This is a genomic window from Catellatospora coxensis, from assembly GCF_016862635.1.
Lineage (GTDB): Bacteria > Actinomycetota > Actinomycetes > Mycobacteriales > Micromonosporaceae > Catellatospora > Catellatospora coxensis.
The window spans coordinates 89,724-104,675 of record NZ_BONI01000011.1 but is presented as its reverse complement, the minus strand read 5'-3'; the positions used below and the strand labels follow the sequence as shown (position 1 = coordinate 104,675).

Genomic DNA, 14,952 nt, shown 5'->3' with positions numbered 1-14,952 from the left:
AGGCCGACACCGCACCGGCGGCGCGGACGCCTCGGGACATGCTCCGGAAAACCCGGAGCCGCTACGCGGCGCGGCGGTGTCGCCTACCGGTCGCGGGCTCCTGCGGGCCGGTGGACCAGGCCGCCAGGAACCGCAGCGCCTCCTGCGTGTGCGAACCGGGGGCGGCGGTGTACACGAACAGCACCTGGTCCGGGTCGTCAGCGACCGTCAGTGACTGGAACTCCAGGTCCATCGGCCCGGCGACCGGATGCTGCAGCCGCTTACGTCCAGACGCCCGCGCCCGGACCCGGTGGTCACCCCACCAGCGCCGGAAGTCGGCATCCTGCTCCGACAGCTCCTGCACCAGTTCGCCCAGCGCCGCATCGTCAGGCCATCGGGCCGCGTCCATGCGCAGGTAAGCCACGCACTCGCGGGCCGAGGCGGCCCAATCTGCGTACAACGTGCGGTATGCGGGGTCGGTGAACGCCTGCCGAACCAGATTTCGCCGCCCCGCGGGCAGCGCGCCGAAATCGCCCATCAGGGCCGAACCGAGCGGATTCCATGCCAGCACGTCCATGCGGCGACCCAGCAGCAGCGCGGGGAACTCCCGCCATCCGTCCAGCAGCTGCCGCGTCCGGGGCTGAACCCGCTGCGGCGCCGGCCGAGCCGTGGGGCGCACCTGTCCCACCCGCATCAGATACTCGTGCTCGTCAGGTCGTAACCGCAGCGCCTGCGACAGGGCCTGCAGCACCTCCGGCGAAACCCGAACAGCCCGGCCCTGCTCCAGACGGACCAGATAGTCGACACTCAGGTGCGCCAAGGATGCGAGCTCCTCGCGTCGCAGCCCGGAAACCCGCCGGCTTCGGCTCCCCTCAGGCAGCCCGACCTCATCCGGGCGCACACGGCTGCGGCACGCGCGCAGAAAGTCCCCCAGCGCCGTGCCGGCCTCTTCCCGCCTGCCCATACGGCCATTATCGGCGCACCGCCGCGCCGGCTGCCTGGTACTGGCAATCCCAGGCACGAGCTGCCCACGGTGCAGCGCTGCCTGGCCCGGCCCGGTCCGCCCGGGCACCGTCGAAGGCGTCCACCGGGCCGGTCAGCGGTCCACTGCGAAAGGCATACACGTGACGACATGGTTCATCACCGGAGCGTCCCGCGGCTTCGGACTGGAGATCGCCCGCCAGGCCCTGCAGCGCGGCGACAACGTCGTGGCCACCGCCCGCGACCCGCAGGTCGCGGAGAAGTCGTTGCCGGGATTCGCCGAGCAACTGCTGGCCGTCGAACTTGACGTGACCTCCGAGGCACAGGCCAGAGCCGCCGTCGCGGCAGCGAGCGCGAGGTTCGGCGGCATCGACGTACTGGTCAACAACGCCGGTCGCGGCCTGCTCGGCGCCGTCGAAGAGGCCTCGGACGCGGAGGTCCGCGCAGTTTTCGAGACCAACGTGTTCGGTCTGCTGGCCGTCACACGGGCGGTGCTGCCGGTCATGCGGGCGCGCGGTAAGGGCCGCATCGTGAACCTCAGCTCCGTCGGCGGGTTCGTGTCCTGGCCCGGCTGGGGTGTCTACTGCGCGACCAAGTTCGCCGTCGAAGCGCTCACGGAGTCGTTGCGAGTCGAGCTCGGGCCGCTGGGCGTCCAGGCGACCGCGATCGAGCCGGGCCCGTTCCGCACCGATTTCCTGGACAGCAGCTCCCTGCACCGCGCCGCGGTCGAGATCGAGGGCTACGGCGACAGCGCCGGTGCGATGCGCGCGTGGGCCGACGGCAGCAATCACGCCCAGGACGGGGATCCGGTCAAGGCCGCCGAGGCGATCCTGGCGGTGGTCGACACCGATGCGATGCCTGCCCGGCTCGCCCTCGGCGCAGCCGCGGTCCACGACATCGAGAACAAACTGTGTTCCGCACGCGCCGAGCTGGACATATGGCGCGAAATCTCTCTGAGCACCGACTTCGCCACACCCTGAGCAACGAAATCTCCAAGAACGCACACGCGTGCGGCCAATCACCGAAACCGAATCACGTTTCGCGAACAGTGGAGTCGAACCGATGTTCTCGATTCAACCGCGCGGAATCGCCCTCGTGGCTTCCACCATGAAACGCTGGTCGCACCGCGGCCGCCACCGCAAGGTCAACAACCGCGCCCGAATCTCGCTGGGCAGCCTGTCACGGTATGGGCTGGCACCGTACAACTTCATCCGGCGCTGAACCGAGCAACGGCACAAGCACACGGGCACGGCGGCGGCACCTTGCTCCGCCCGCCAGAAAGGCGCAGGGTGGCAGCGGCAGGTCATCCGAATCCGGCCACGCCGCTGCCACCATCGGCCACGACGCAGGACGTTCTAAGATCCGCGTATGCCGTCCATCACTCGACGCCCGTCCGCTGGTGCCGAGCGCCGCCTGCCGGTCGAGGCGCAGATCCTCGGCACGGTCAGCCGCCTGCTGCGCGAGGGCGCCGGCTACACCGAGCTGGGCGTGCAGCGCATCGCGGCCGAGTCGGGCGTGGCGCGGTCGACGTTCTACCTGTACTTCGCCGACAAGACGCAGCTCCTGCTGCGGCTGGCCGACACCATGAGCCAGACCTCCTTCGGCATCGCCTCCGCGTGGCGTCCGCTGGCCGGCCTGGACGCGCTTACCGCCACGTTCGGCGAGGTCATCGCCACCTACCGGGCCAACGCCGAAATCCTCGCCGCGGTACACGAAGCATCGGCGTACGACCCGATCGTGCGTGACTTCTGGGACTCCCGGCTCGAACCGTTCCGATCCAACGTCCGGCAGGTGCTCGCCGAGGAGCTGGCGGCCGGGCGCACGCCTGCGGACGTCCACGTCGAGGCGGCGACCCGGCTGATGATCGACGGTGGCGACCGTTTCCTGCTGCGGCACGTCACCACGAGCGAGGACAACAGCGACGACGCCGCCGCCCGCGAGCTGGCCGCAACCTGGTGGTACGGAGTCTTTCGCCGCCCCTCGCCGGGCAGCGAGCCTCGGCGCTCGCGCGTGCGTGACAAGTAGCCGCTGTCGATCAGCAGGCACGTGGCGACGCGAGGTCTGCCGAAGCAGTCCCTTTCACGCTGCTCGGCGCGAGCCCGATGAGCCGTCGAGCACCCGGGTGACGAACGCGGCCACCTTGAGCCGCAGCCGTGCGACGCGCTCCGGCGCGGTGAGCGTTTCCTGCGGCTGTGGCAGGAACGGTTTGCGCAGGTCGCGAATGTAAAGCGAGCACGCCAGGTCGGTGCAGGCATATGTCCCGGCCGTGTTGCCCGCACGTCCGGCCGCACCGGCCAGCCGGGCCGAGAACAGGGCGATGGAGGCCGCGTCGTGCATGGTGTGGCAGAACTGGCACATGTTCGACCGCATCAGGCTCCGGGGCGGTACGGTCGCGCTCAGCGCCAGCCCGACGACCGTGGCGTCCAACGGTGTCACCAGGTATGCCCGACCTGGCGCCTTGGCGTCGCGCCAGCCGAGGAAGTCCAGGTCAGCCCAGGGGACGAGCTCGGGTGACGCGGGCAGCGTCAGCCGTTGGGCCTCGCCTTTCGACGTGTTCGCCAAGCAGTTCCGGATCTCGGCAGCGGTCATGGTTTGCATGATCATCCTGTCAGGTCAGGTCAGGGGGCGTGGCCCACAGTGGCCGGTCGCGCGGCACCCGTCCACTCGATTTCGCGCAGGTGAGGGCGAAAGGCAGAGCATGCCCGCGAACGCGGGCTTGCCTTGCCCTTCGACCGGACGTCCCACGCTCAGGGTTCGGGCACTTCTGGCTCCAGCGACGCCATCCGTTCCCATCGGCGTGACAGGACGGTGCCCCACCAGAGCAGGGCCACTCCGATGACGGCCATCGCCGCCGCGACCGGCACCCGATACTGGTCGCCGAGGTGCATGACGAGGAACCACAGCTTGGTGTCGCGGTCGCCTGCCCGGTGCGGCGGCCCGACGACGGGCCGCCGCTTCGTTCGCGCTGGCGAATGGTTGTCCGTTTACCCGCGCAGAGTGGACACAGGGTGGTCAGTGTTCGGCCGTCGCGGTCTCACGCCGTTCGGCACCGGCCGGGCGGAGGTCGGCGGCGTACTCCCGACGCGGCGCATTGAGCGCGGCGCTCTGGGATGCCGGGCGCGACGGCCACCAGAATCGTTCGCCGAGCAGCATCGCCAGGGCCGGCACCACCAGGGTGCGCACCAGCAGGGTGTCGAGCAGGACACCGATGCCGACGATGATGCCCAGCTGCGTCAGCACGATGACCGGCAGCACGCCCAGGACCGTGAACACCGCGGCCAGCAGCACCCCGGCCGAGGTGATGACCCCGCCGGTCGCCGACAGCGCCCGCAGCATGCCCGCCCGGGTGTCGCCGCGTGCCACGGTTTCCTCCCGCGCGCGGCTGACCAGGAAGATGTTGTAGTCCACGCCGAGCGCGACCAGGAACAGGAACGCCAGCAACGGGACGCTGGACGCCAGCGCCGGGATGTCGAGCGCCGCGAACACCAGGCTCGCCGCGCCCAGGCTGGCGGCGAAGCTGAGCACGACGGTGGCCAGCAGCATCAGCGGCCCGACGACCGAGCGCAGCAGTGCGATGAGGACGATCAGCACCACCGCGAGCACGAGCGGGGCGACCACGGCGTTGTCGCGGGCGTTGGCGTCACGCTGGTCGAGGTCGGCGGCTGCCGCTCCGCCCACCAGCGCCTGCGGCCCGGCGACCGCGGAAAGGCGTTCGCGCAGCGAGGTGACCGCGCGGTCGGCGCCTGCGGTGCCCGACTCGTCGGTCAGCTGCACCGGCAGCAGCGCCAGCGTGCCGTCGGCGGACTGCTCGGCGCGGCCGACCGCGGACACTCCGGGGGTCTGCCGGGCCGTGTCGGCTGCCTGCCCGGCCGCGGTGGCGGGCACGACGACCCGCAGCGGCTGGGAGGATCCGGCGGGGAAGTGGGCGGCCAGGGTCTGCTGCGCCTGGACCGACTCGACTTCGGTGCGGAACTGCTCGGTCTGCGACAGTCCGATGGTGGTGGTCAGCAGCCCGGCCCCGAGCGCGACGAGCACGAGGGCGGCGGCGGCCAGCACGCCGACCGGGCGTCGGCCAACGAGCCGGGCGATGCGCGCCCAGATGCCGGTCTCGTTGGTCTCGGCGCTGCCGACGGCGGGCACCAGTGGCCAGAACGCCCCGCGGGGCAGCATCGCCAGCGCGGCGGGCAGCACCACGAGCCCGAACAGCAGGGCCACGCCGACGCCGGCCGCGGCGGCGATGCCGAGGGTGCGGTTGCTGGTCAGTACGGCGAAGACCAGGGTGAGCAGGGCCAGGATGACGGTCCCCGCGCTGCCGATGACGGCAGGGCCGGCGGCGTGTACGGCAGTGGCCAGCGCGGTGCGGCGGTCGGGGGTGCGGCGCAGTTCCTCGCGGTAGCGGGAGATGAGCAGCAGCGCGTAGTCGGTGCCGGCACCGAAGACGAGCACGGAGACGATGCCGGCGACGGAGGCGTCGGTGGGCTCGCCGAGCAGGTGCCCGATCCAGGGCAGCAGCTTGGCGACGAGCTGGTCGCCCAGGCCGATCACGGTCAGCGGGACGATCCACAGGATCGGGCTGCGGTAGGTGACCAGCAGCAGCAGGGCCACCACGATCGCGGTCGACGCGAGCAGGGTGGTGTCGGCGCCGGCGAAGGCGGCGGAGATGTCGCGGCCGAAGGCGGCGCCGCCGGTGACCTGTGCGGTGACTCCGTCGGGCAGGGCGGCGTCGCGCAGCGCGGCGCGCAGGCCGTCGACCGTGGCGTTGCTGACCTCGTCGGGCAGGTCGGCTTCGAACGGCACGACCAGCAGGGCGGCCCGGCCGTCGTCGGCGTAGCCGATCGGGGGCAGGTCGCCGATGTGGTCACGGCCTGACACGGTCTGGCGTACGCCGTCGAGGGTCTGGCGGTCGGTTTCGGTGAGCGCGGCGTCGGGTTGTTCGAACACGATGATGGCGGACTCGGTCCGGCCGCCGGCGAAGCGGTCCATCAGTTCGGTGACGCGAGTGGACTGCTTGCCTTCGGGCAGGCCGTCGGTCGGGCCTGCTGCGGGCTGGGCAGGGCTGGTCAGGAACACCAGCGCGGACAGAGCCACGGTCGCGAGCAGGATGAGTCCCGCTCCGAGCCGGCTCGTGATCCACGTGGCGAGGCGCGCACCCATGGTCTTGGCTCCTGTTCTCCGGCAGTTCGTGGACGACGCAACCATTCGATGAGCGAATAGTTCGACTATCGAAATGATAGGGTGTGGGCCATGGCAGAGCAAACGGGGCCCACCGACCGGGCCGCCGCGTTCGACGAACTCACCAGAGCACTGCAGGCCAGCTCGGTCGAGAGCGACGTGTTCGTCGACGTCTTCGCCCGCACCCACGGCCTCGGCCGCAACGACCTCAACGCCATCATGTGGATCGCCGTCAGCGACGAGGCAGGCCGCCCCATCACCGCGGGGGAGCTCGCCGCCCGGCTCGGCCTGGGCGCTCCCGCCACCACCTCGCTTATCGACCGGCTTCAGGACGCCGGGCACGTCGAGCGCATCCGCGACCCGCGCGACCGCCGCCGCATCACCCTGTCGATGAACGACACCGCATTGGAGATGGCGAGGGAGTTCTTCCAGCCGCTCGGCCGGCGCATGGCCGAGGCCGTGGTCGACCTGCCGACCGAGGACCTGGTCGTCGCGGCAGCCGTGATCCGCCGGATGACCGGCGCCATCGTCGCCTCACGCGAGGCCGCGCGAGGCGAGCGCTCCACCGGCGCCCGCGCACCCGAGGCCCGCTGAGCCACTCCCGGACCGTACGACGCGCACCCCGGCGTGTCGGGGTCTTGGACATCGAGAGTGCCGGTGGTGAGCCGCCGCACCGACGGTTTCCTTGGCCAGGGGCCCCGCCGGCCTCGGCGAGCCGTAGACTGGCCCTGCCCCCGGCGGCTGGTCTGCCCCGTCGACGTCGAGTAGCGCGACGTCGGCCTGACAAGTCACCGAAAGGCGCCTGATGCGAGTAGCGGTGATAGGGGCCGGTGCGATGGGCGCCGGGATGGCGCGATCGCTGCTTCGCGCCGGGCATGAGGTGACGGTGTGGAACCGTGACCCGGCCCGGGCCCGGGAACTGGCCCCGGCCGGCGCGGTGCCGGCGTCGACGGTCGCAGCGGCGGTGACCGGCGCGCAGGCCGTGGTCACCATGCTGTTCGACGCGGGTGCGACGCTGTCCGTCAAGGATGAGCTGACCGCCGCGATGGGCCCGGACGCGGTGTGGATCCAGTCGGCGACGGTCGGCGTCGACGGCATCCGGGAGCTTGCCCAGGGGGTGCCCCGTATCGTCGACGCGCCGGTCCTCGGGACCAGGAAACCGGCCGAGGACGGCACGCTGGTGGTCCTCGCGTCCGGTGATCCGTCGCTGCTCGACCGATGCCGGCCGGTGTTCGAGGCGGTCGGCTCCCGCACCGTGGTGGTCGGCGACATGCCGGGACCGGCCAGCGCGTTGAAGCTGGTGTGCAACTGCTGGGTGGCGCTGCTCAATGCCGGGGTCGCGCAGTCCGTGCAGTTCGCGCGGGTCCTCGGCCTGGACCCGTGGCTGTTCCTGGAGGCGATCGACGGCACCCCGACCGGCGCGCCGTACGCGCAGATCAAGGGCGCGGCCATGGTGTCCGGCGACTACGCGCCGTCGTTCGCGGTCGACGGGATACGCAAGGACCTGGACCTGATGGTGGAGGCGGCCGGCCGGACCGGGCTCGCGCCGCAACTGCTGACGGTGACAAGGGACCTGTACGCGCGGGCGTCCGCAGCCGGTCTCGGCGACGCCGACATCGCCGCCGTGGTCGAGGCCTTCACCCAGCCCGAAGCCTCCGCCGACGGCCACGGGAGCTGAGCACACGCCCGAGACGCGCCGGGGGCGCGGCCGCGGTTCACCGACCTGATCCGACTAATTGCACGCCCGGGGTTCGAACTGGGTGGCATCGAACAGGTTCACCTTGCCGGCCGGTTGATCGCCGTCGGCCAAACCGCATGGTCACTGTGACGGTCGGCGACAGGCACGCCGCGCCCGACGCCATGACCGGCCGGCTGTCTGCCCGTGCAGGTAGTGTCATGCCGGTTCACCAGCGGGCGAGGGCGGGACGTCCCGACCCACGCGGCCACGAACCGTACGACCGGAGGAGTCGATGCTCGGATGACGGCAAGCCGACCGATGCCCACTCAGGACGACGTGCTCGGATACTTCGACACGCTGTCGAACTGGGGTCGCTGGGGCGACGACGACCAACGCGGCACGCTGAACCACGTCACCGACGACGTCCGGCTGGCGGCCGCGCGGGCCGTACGCCACGGCAGGAGCGTGTCGTGCGCGTGGGACGTCGCCGTGCCGGCCGAGATGGAGCGGTCGACGACGACGTGCCCGTGCGCCGCCGACATGCCGGGCGCCGAGAACATGCCGGTCGCCGCCTTCCACGCCGACCGGCGCTGGGGCTTCTCATCGGAGCGGCTCGGCCTCACGTTCCACGGCAACACGATCACCCACCTCGACTCGCCGTGCCACATCTTCTGGGACGGCAAGATGTACAACGGGCGCCCGCACTCGCTGGTCGACGGTGCGACGGGATCGGCGTGGGCGGCCGTCACCGCTGCGGCGGACGGCATCGTCACCCGTGGTGTCCTGCTGGACGTCGCGAAGGTCCGCGGCGTGCCGTGGCTGGAGCCGGGGCGGGGTGTGACCCCTGACGATCTCGAGGAGGCCGAGCGCCGCCAGGGGGTGCGGGTGCGGCCCGGCGACGCGGTGCTGCTGCGGACCGGCTACGGCCGCTTCCGGCACGAGCGCGGCGACGCCGGCGGCTTCACGCAGGCCGGCTGGCACGCGTCCTGCCTGCCCTGGCTGCACGAACGGCAGGTCGCGCTGATCGGCGCCGACACCCCCCAGGACGTCCAGCCCTCCGGGTACGACGACGTGCTGATGCCGGTCCACGCTGTCAGCCTCGTCGCCATGGGTCTGTGGATGCTCGACAACTGCGACCTGGAGCAGTGCGCGACGGCGGCTGCCGAGCTCGGGCAGTGGGACTTCCAGCTCGCCGTCGCGCCGGTCCGCTTCGCCGGCACGTCCGGCAGCCCGGTCAACCCGATCGCCACGTTCTGAGCCGGCCGCCGAGGGCACGACACTCGTGCCGTCGCGCAGGCCGCGGCCCTCGACGCCGTCGGCGACCCGGCCCGGTTGCCCGGTTGACCGCCTGAGACAGCGGGCACGGGCGTATCCTCAGGAAGCGACATTCAGGAAGTAACGGCGTACCGCTGGCATTCGAGGACTGACCGGTCCAGGTCGGATTCCGGTCCGTGCTGAACGCGCACCGTGACCGCTGACCAGACGGACCCACTCCCACCCGAACCGTGGAGCACGAGGAATGGCGACCCAGCCGTTGCGTAACCGTCCGGCCTATCAGGCGCTGACCGAGCACCACGCCGAGATCGAAGGCCGCCACCTACGCGACCTGTTCGCCGAGGACCCCACCCGCGGCGAGCGGTACGCCGCCGAAGCCGCCGGGCTGTACCTCGACTACTCCAAGAACCGCATCACCGACAAGACCCTCAACCTGCTGGCACAGCTGGCCCGGGAGTCGGACCTCGAAGCGCGCCGCGACGCGATGTTCGCCGGAGACCGGATCAACGTCTCCGAGAACCGCTCGGTGCTGCACGTCGCCCTGCGGATGCCGAAAGGGACCCCGCTCGTCGTCGACGGGACCGACGTCGTCGCACAGGTGCACGACGTCCTCGACCGGATGGCCGACTTCGCCACCAGGATCCGCTCGGGCGCCTGGCGCGGGCACACCGGCAAACCGATCCGCAACATCGTCAACATCGGCATCGGCGGCTCCGACCTGGGACCCGTGATGGCGTACGAGGCGCTGCGCCACTACACCGACCGCAACCTCACGTTCCGGTTCGTCTCGAACGTCGACGCCACCGACCTGGCCGAGGCGACCAGGGACCTGGCAGCCGACGAGACGCTGTTCATCGTGTCCTCGAAGACCTTCGGCACCATCGAGACACTCACCAACGCCACCTCGGCCCGCGACTGGCTGCTCGACCAGCTCGGCGACCCGGCCGCGATCGCCAAGCACTTCGTGGCCGTGTCCACCAACACCGAACGGGTCGCCGAGTTCGGCATCGACACCGCCAACATGTTCGGCTTCTGGGACTGGGTCGGCGGACGCTACTCGATGGACTCGGCCATCGGCCTGTCGACCATGCTGGCGCTGGGCCCCGAGCAGTTCGGGCAGCTGCTGGCCGGCTTCCACGAGATGGACGAGCACTTCCGCACCACCCCGCTGGAGCGCAACCTTCCGGTGCTGATGGGCCTGCTCGCCATCTGGTACACCGACTTCTTCGGCGCGGCCTCGATCGGCGTCATGCCCTACGAGCAGTACCTCAAGCGCTTCCCCGCCTACCTGCAGCAGCTGACGATGGAATCCAACGGCAAACATGTCACCCTCGACGGCCGGCCCGTGGACTACCAGACCGGCCCGGTGTACTGGGGCGAACCCGGAACCAACGGCCAGCACAGCTTCTACCAGCTGATCCACCAGGGCACCAGGCTGATCCCGGTCGACCTCATCGGCTTCGCCCAGAGCCTCAACCCGCTGCGCGACCACCACGACATCCTCTCCTCCAACGTCTTCGCCCAAGCCCTGGCGCTCGCGTTCGGCAAGACCGAGCAGGAGGTCCGCGCCGAAGGGACCCCCGAGGCGGTGGTGGCGCACCGGGTCATGCAGGGAAACCGCCCCACCAACGTGCTGCTGGCCCAGAAGCTGACCCCGCACGTCCTCGGCGCGCTGGTCGCACTGTACGAGCACAGCGTCTTCACCCAGGGCGCCGTCTGGGACGTCGACTCCTTCGACCAGTGGGGCGTCGAGCTGGGCAAGGTGCTGGCCGTGGCGATCATCCCGGAGCTGTCGAGCACCGCCGAACCCGAACTCGGCCACGACTCCTCGACCAACGCGCTGATCCGGCGCTACCGGGCACTGAAAGCCTGAACCGAAACCGTCTCGCAACCGAGGAGCCAGGACATGGCGACTGAGAGGCCCATGCAGCTCGGCATGGTCGGACTGGGCCGGATGGGGGCCAACCTCGTACGGCGGCTGATGCGCGACGGGCACCGCTGCGTCGTCTACGACGTGAACCCCGACGTGGTCAAGGAGCTCGAAGCCGAAGGCGCGACCGGCGCCACCTCGCTGGAAGCCTTCGTGGCGAAGCTGGACAAGCCCCGCACCGCCTGGCTCATGCTGCCCGCGGCCATCGTGGACGCCACCCTCGACAAGCTCGTCCCGCTGCTGGAGCCCGGCGACGCGGTGATCGACGGGGGAAACTCCTACTACCGCGACGACATCGTGCGGGCCAAACGCCTCGCCGGCCAGCAGATCCACTACCTGGACTGCGGGACCAGCGGGGGAGTGTGGGGCCTCGAACGCGGCTACTGCCTCATGATCGGCGGGGAGACCGACGTCGTGCAGCGGCTCGACCCGATCTTCAAGACGATCGCCCCCGGCGCGGGCACCGCCGAGCCCACCCCGAGCAGGACCCGCACCGGCGGCACCGCCCCCGACGGCTACCTGCACTGCGGCCCGAACGGCGCCGGGCACTTCGTGAAGATGGTCCACAACGGCGTCGAGTACGGCATGATGGCCGCGATCGCCGAAGGGCTCAGCATCATCAAACACGCCGACGTCGGCAAGGCGACCCAGGTCGTCGACGCCGAGACCACACCGCTGCGCGACCCGGAGGCATACCAGTACGACATCGACGTCGCGGAGGTCGCCGAGGTCTGGCGGCGCGGATCGGTCGTCAGCTCATGGCTGGTCGACCTCACCGCCGACGCCTACGCCCGCTCGCCTGAGCTCGACGAGTTCACCGGCCGGGTCTCCGACTCCGGCGAGGGGCGATGGACCGTGCTGGCCGCCGTGGACGAAGGCGTTCCGGCCACGATCATCACGACGTCGCTGATGGAACGCTTCGAGTCCCGGCGCCTGGGCGAGTACACCGACAAGGTCCTGTCCGCGATGCGCAGCCAGTTCGGCGGTCACGCCGAGAAGAAGTAGCGACCGGCCGGTCAGCCACCGATGCCGGCCAGGAACGCGGCCAGCTCGCGGCGGTAGCGTCCCGGATCCTCCGGCCATGACTGAAGATGCCCGCCGTGGGTGCGCAGGTATGTCGTGTGGCCGTCCCGGGCGGCCACCATCCGGTCGGAGACGGCCACCGACACGACCTCGTCCTGGTCGCCGTGGGCGATGAACAGCGGCCCACGATAGCGGGCCACGGCCTCGACGCAGACGGCCTGGCCGATCTGCACCGGGTAGCGCAGATCGGCCAGCCACACGCCGAGCGAGCCGATCGTGGACGCGAAGGGCAGCCCCCGGGTGTGCAGCATGTCCTCGACGACGGCCGGGCCGTCCAGGGCCGGGGAGTCCAGCACCACCGCGGCCACCCGGTCGACGGTGGGCGAGCGGGCCAGGAACTGGCCGATGATCGCGCCGCCCATCGACGTGCCGATCAGGATCACCCGGGCCGCGCCGGCCGCGAGCGCATGATCGACCGCGGCCTGCAGGTCAAGCCATTCGTTGAGGCCGAAACTGACCATGCCGGTCGGGTCGGGCGGCGCGCCGTCGTCGTTGCGGTAGGTGATCAGCAGGGTCGGGTAGCCCGCCGGTGCCAACACCGACAGGTGCCGGTATCCGTCCTCCCGGTTGCCTTTGATCCCGTGCACGTAGATGGCCCAGGTGCGGGCTGTTCCGGGCACCAGCCAGGCCGGTGCCGGGCCGACCGGCGTCGCGATGGACACATCGGAGAAGGCGTGGCCGAACGCCTGCCGGGGATCGCCCCGGAAGCCCGGCTCCGTCGGATCGGCCGGCCGGGCATCGCTGAACTCCAGGCCGGCGCGCAGCATCTTGTCCCCGATCACCGACGAGGCGAGCCAGCCGGCGCCGAGCAGGTAGACGCTGAGCAGCACGGTGACCGTCACGACGGCACGACATGCGATCAGCGCGCCCCGGCCGGCCGGCGCCGCGCCGCGAATCCATCTCACCGGCGTCTCCGTGAACGGCGTCTCAGCGTGACTGGGTCAAGCGTCAAGTTTGACATCCGCCACGCCCTGGCGCGCAAGTACACGGTTCTGCGTACTTCCCATCGCGGCTGTCCACATGCGAGGTTGGCTTCGTGCAGCCAGCGGCAACGGTACACGGGGCACGGTCACGCGCCGAGTTGGTGCTCATCCAGGCGTCGTGCACGCTGCGAGCCATCCAGCTCTCGGTGGGCCTGCCGGTGCTTCTTTTCGGCGGGCTGGACGACTTCCACTCGGTGACGCTGGTCGTGGGAAGCCACCTGTCGGCGGTCGTCTGGTCGGCCGTGCTGTTCACCGTGATGCTGCGCCGCCGGCGGGTGTCGCTGCCCTGGATCCTGGTCGACCTGGCCCTGGCCTCGATGTGGCTGGTCGCCGTTCCCCAGATGTGTGTCGCGTCGTGCGCGGCCGGCTGGCAGTTGTGGGTGGTCCCGTCGGCGATGGGATCGATCATCCTGGCGACGATCTTCATCCGGCTCGGCCCCGCGGTCGTCGGCACCCTCGTCGTCGTCAGCGCGTACGTCGCCGGGATCTGGGGCCACGTCGCCAGGAGGGGGATGACCCCGGACGCGGCCGGCTCCGTGGCGGTGAACGTCTTCTTCATGCTGGGATTCGGGCTGCTCGCCTGGGTCTGCGCCAACCTGCTGCGCAAGCTGGCCCGCCAGGTCGACCTCGCCACCGCCGACGCGATCGAGGCCCGGGCCCGCGAGGCGACCGCCAGCGCCCGCTACGACGAGCGCACCCGGCAGTACGACGTCCTGCACCACACCGTGCTGAGCACGCTGAGCAAGATCGCCCGTGGCGGGCTCGATCACCGCACCGATGAGGTCCGCGCGCTGTGCGCCCGCGAATCGGACTTCCTCCGCGGCCTGATGACCGGCGCGGCCGACGACGGCCCCGGTGACGTCGTCGGTGCGCTGGCCGGGGTCGTGCGCGACAAGCAGGCCCTCGGGCTGCGGGTGCACTCGCAGTTTCACGCGCTGCCGGCAGCCGTCCCGCCGCCCGTCGTGTCGATGCTGGTCGGAGCCGCGCGCGAGGCGCTGGCCAACGTGGCCAAGCACGCCGACGTCGACGAGGCCTGGTTGACCGCGGTCGGTGAGGGCGACGGGGTACGGCTCGTCATCGTGGACCGTGGCAAGGGCTTCCAGCCCGGCTCCGTGCGCCTGGGCCGCGGGCTGATGCGCGAGCTGCGGCACAGCGCGATCGAGGAGGGCGCGACGGTGGACGTCACCTCCAGTCCTGGGCACGGCACGGTAGTGGAGGTGCTGTGGACACCGTGATCGAGATAGCCGCGATCGACAACGACCAGATGCTGCTCGAGGGCATGGCGTCCTGGATTTCCCGGGTGCCCGACATCCGGTTGGCGGCCACCGCGCCGTCGGTCGCCGACTTCCTCAGCCAGACCGTGTCGGCCCGCATCGTGCTGCTGGACCTCAACCTGGAGGACTTCACCGACCCGGTCGACAACGTGGCCCAGCTGGTCACGGCCGGTTTCACCGTCATCGTGATCACCGTGGTGCCCGACCTGTCGTACATCCTCGCCACCACCGAGGCCGGTGCGGTCGCGTACGTGGCGAAGTCCGCGAACCTGACCGTGCTGGCCGATGTCATCCGGGCGGTGGCCAACGGCGACTCGCCGCTGACCACCGAGCACGCGTTCTGGCTCGGCCGCGACGACCGGCCCGACCGGCCCGAGCTGACCCCACGCGAACACGAGGTGCTGGTGGCGTACGGCCGGGGCATGACCGTCGACGCGGTGGGCCGCCAGCTGGGCATCGCCGCGGGAACGGTCCGCACCCACCTGGCCCGGGCCAAGCAGAAGTATGCCGACGCGGGACGACCGATCCGGCACCGCGGCCAGTACAGCGAACGAATCCGGGAGGACGCACTCGGCAGGGAACGGCTGCCCGGGTGAG

14 protein-coding genes are annotated in these 14,952 nt (G+C 70.9%); 9 read left to right on the top strand and 5 right to left on the bottom strand.

All coding sequences use genetic code 11. The features are described from left to right. Window positions 1-61: 61 nt before the first annotated feature. Window positions 62-943 (bottom strand): helix-turn-helix domain-containing protein, encoded by an 882-nt coding sequence (locus tag Cco03nite_RS09090; RefSeq protein WP_203691036.1) that lies wholly within the window; start codon window positions 941-943, stop codon window positions 62-64. A gap of 160 nt (window positions 944-1,103) precedes the next feature. Between Cco03nite_RS09090 and Cco03nite_RS09085 the strand changes: the two genes are divergently transcribed. Together Cco03nite_RS09085 and Cco03nite_RS09080 are read left to right on the top strand one after the other, a co-directional pair. After that, window positions 1,104-1,940, top strand: coding sequence for an oxidoreductase (locus tag Cco03nite_RS09085; RefSeq protein WP_203691034.1), 837 nt, complete (start codon window positions 1,104-1,106; stop codon window positions 1,938-1,940). Between the two features lie 388 nt (window positions 1,941-2,328). Continuing rightward, window positions 2,329-2,985, top strand: a complete 657-nt coding sequence (locus tag Cco03nite_RS09080) for a TetR/AcrR family transcriptional regulator (RefSeq protein WP_203691032.1) — start codon at window positions 2,329-2,331, stop codon at window positions 2,983-2,985. Between the two features lie 54 nt (window positions 2,986-3,039). Here Cco03nite_RS09080 and Cco03nite_RS09075 read toward each other — a convergent pair whose 3' ends face one another. From Cco03nite_RS09075 to Cco03nite_RS09065, 3 genes are all read right to left on the bottom strand, one after another. Continuing rightward, entirely contained in the window at window positions 3,040-3,549 is a 510-nt protein-coding gene (locus tag Cco03nite_RS09075) for an FBP domain-containing protein (protein WP_239167233.1), read from the bottom strand. A gap of 158 nt (window positions 3,550-3,707) precedes the next feature. Continuing rightward, on the bottom strand, window positions 3,708-3,848 hold the full coding sequence (locus Cco03nite_RS09070; protein ID WP_203691028.1) for a hypothetical protein: 141 nt from the start codon (window positions 3,846-3,848) through the stop codon (window positions 3,708-3,710). Window positions 3,849-3,972: 124 nt separating this feature from the next. Continuing rightward, complete coding sequence (locus Cco03nite_RS09065) at window positions 3,973-6,114, bottom strand: MMPL family transporter (RefSeq protein ID WP_203691026.1); 2,142 nt, start codon at window positions 6,112-6,114, stop codon at window positions 3,973-3,975. A 90-nt stretch (window positions 6,115-6,204) separates the two neighbouring features. On the opposite strand from Cco03nite_RS09065, the gene Cco03nite_RS09060 reads away from it, so the two are divergent. From Cco03nite_RS09060 to gnd, 5 genes are all read left to right on the top strand, one after another. Further along, window positions 6,205-6,726 carry a MarR family winged helix-turn-helix transcriptional regulator gene (locus tag Cco03nite_RS09060; protein ID WP_203691024.1) on the top strand — a complete coding sequence of 174 codons (522 nt, stop codon included), beginning with the start codon at window positions 6,205-6,207 and terminating at the stop codon, window positions 6,724-6,726. Between the two features lie 211 nt (window positions 6,727-6,937). Then, a complete protein-coding gene (locus Cco03nite_RS09055; RefSeq protein WP_203691022.1) occupies window positions 6,938-7,810 on the top strand; it encodes an NAD(P)-dependent oxidoreductase in 873 nt (290 codons plus the stop codon). A gap of 300 nt (window positions 7,811-8,110) precedes the next feature. Continuing rightward, entirely contained in the window at window positions 8,111-9,067 is a 957-nt protein-coding gene (locus Cco03nite_RS09050; RefSeq protein ID WP_239167231.1) for a cyclase family protein, read from the top strand. A 262-nt stretch (window positions 9,068-9,329) separates the two neighbouring features. Then, a complete protein-coding gene (gene pgi, locus Cco03nite_RS09045) occupies window positions 9,330-10,958 on the top strand; it encodes a glucose-6-phosphate isomerase (RefSeq protein WP_203691020.1) in 1,629 nt (542 codons plus the stop codon). Between the two features lie 33 nt (window positions 10,959-10,991). Next, window positions 10,992-12,020, top strand: coding sequence for a phosphogluconate dehydrogenase (NAD(+)-dependent, decarboxylating) (gene gnd / locus Cco03nite_RS09040; protein ID WP_239167230.1), 1,029 nt, complete (start codon window positions 10,992-10,994; stop codon window positions 12,018-12,020). Between the two features lie 11 nt (window positions 12,021-12,031). Here gnd and Cco03nite_RS09035 read toward each other — a convergent pair whose 3' ends face one another. After that, the gene (locus Cco03nite_RS09035) at window positions 12,032-13,003 is read right to left on the bottom strand and encodes an alpha/beta hydrolase family protein (protein ID WP_203691018.1); all 972 of its coding nucleotides are present in this window, start codon (window positions 13,001-13,003) and stop codon (window positions 12,032-12,034) included. 131 nt (window positions 13,004-13,134) lie between these two features. On the opposite strand from Cco03nite_RS09035, the gene Cco03nite_RS09030 reads away from it, so the two are divergent. Further along, the gene (locus tag Cco03nite_RS09030) at window positions 13,135-14,316 is read left to right on the top strand and encodes a sensor histidine kinase (protein ID WP_203691016.1); all 1,182 of its coding nucleotides are present in this window, start codon (window positions 13,135-13,137) and stop codon (window positions 14,314-14,316) included. Beyond that, on the top strand, window positions 14,304-14,951 hold the full coding sequence (locus Cco03nite_RS09025; RefSeq protein WP_203691014.1) for a LuxR C-terminal-related transcriptional regulator: 648 nt from the start codon (window positions 14,304-14,306) through the stop codon (window positions 14,949-14,951). The genes Cco03nite_RS09030 and Cco03nite_RS09025 overlap by 13 nt, the downstream gene beginning before the upstream one ends. The last annotated feature ends 1 nt before the right edge of the window (window position 14,952 follow it).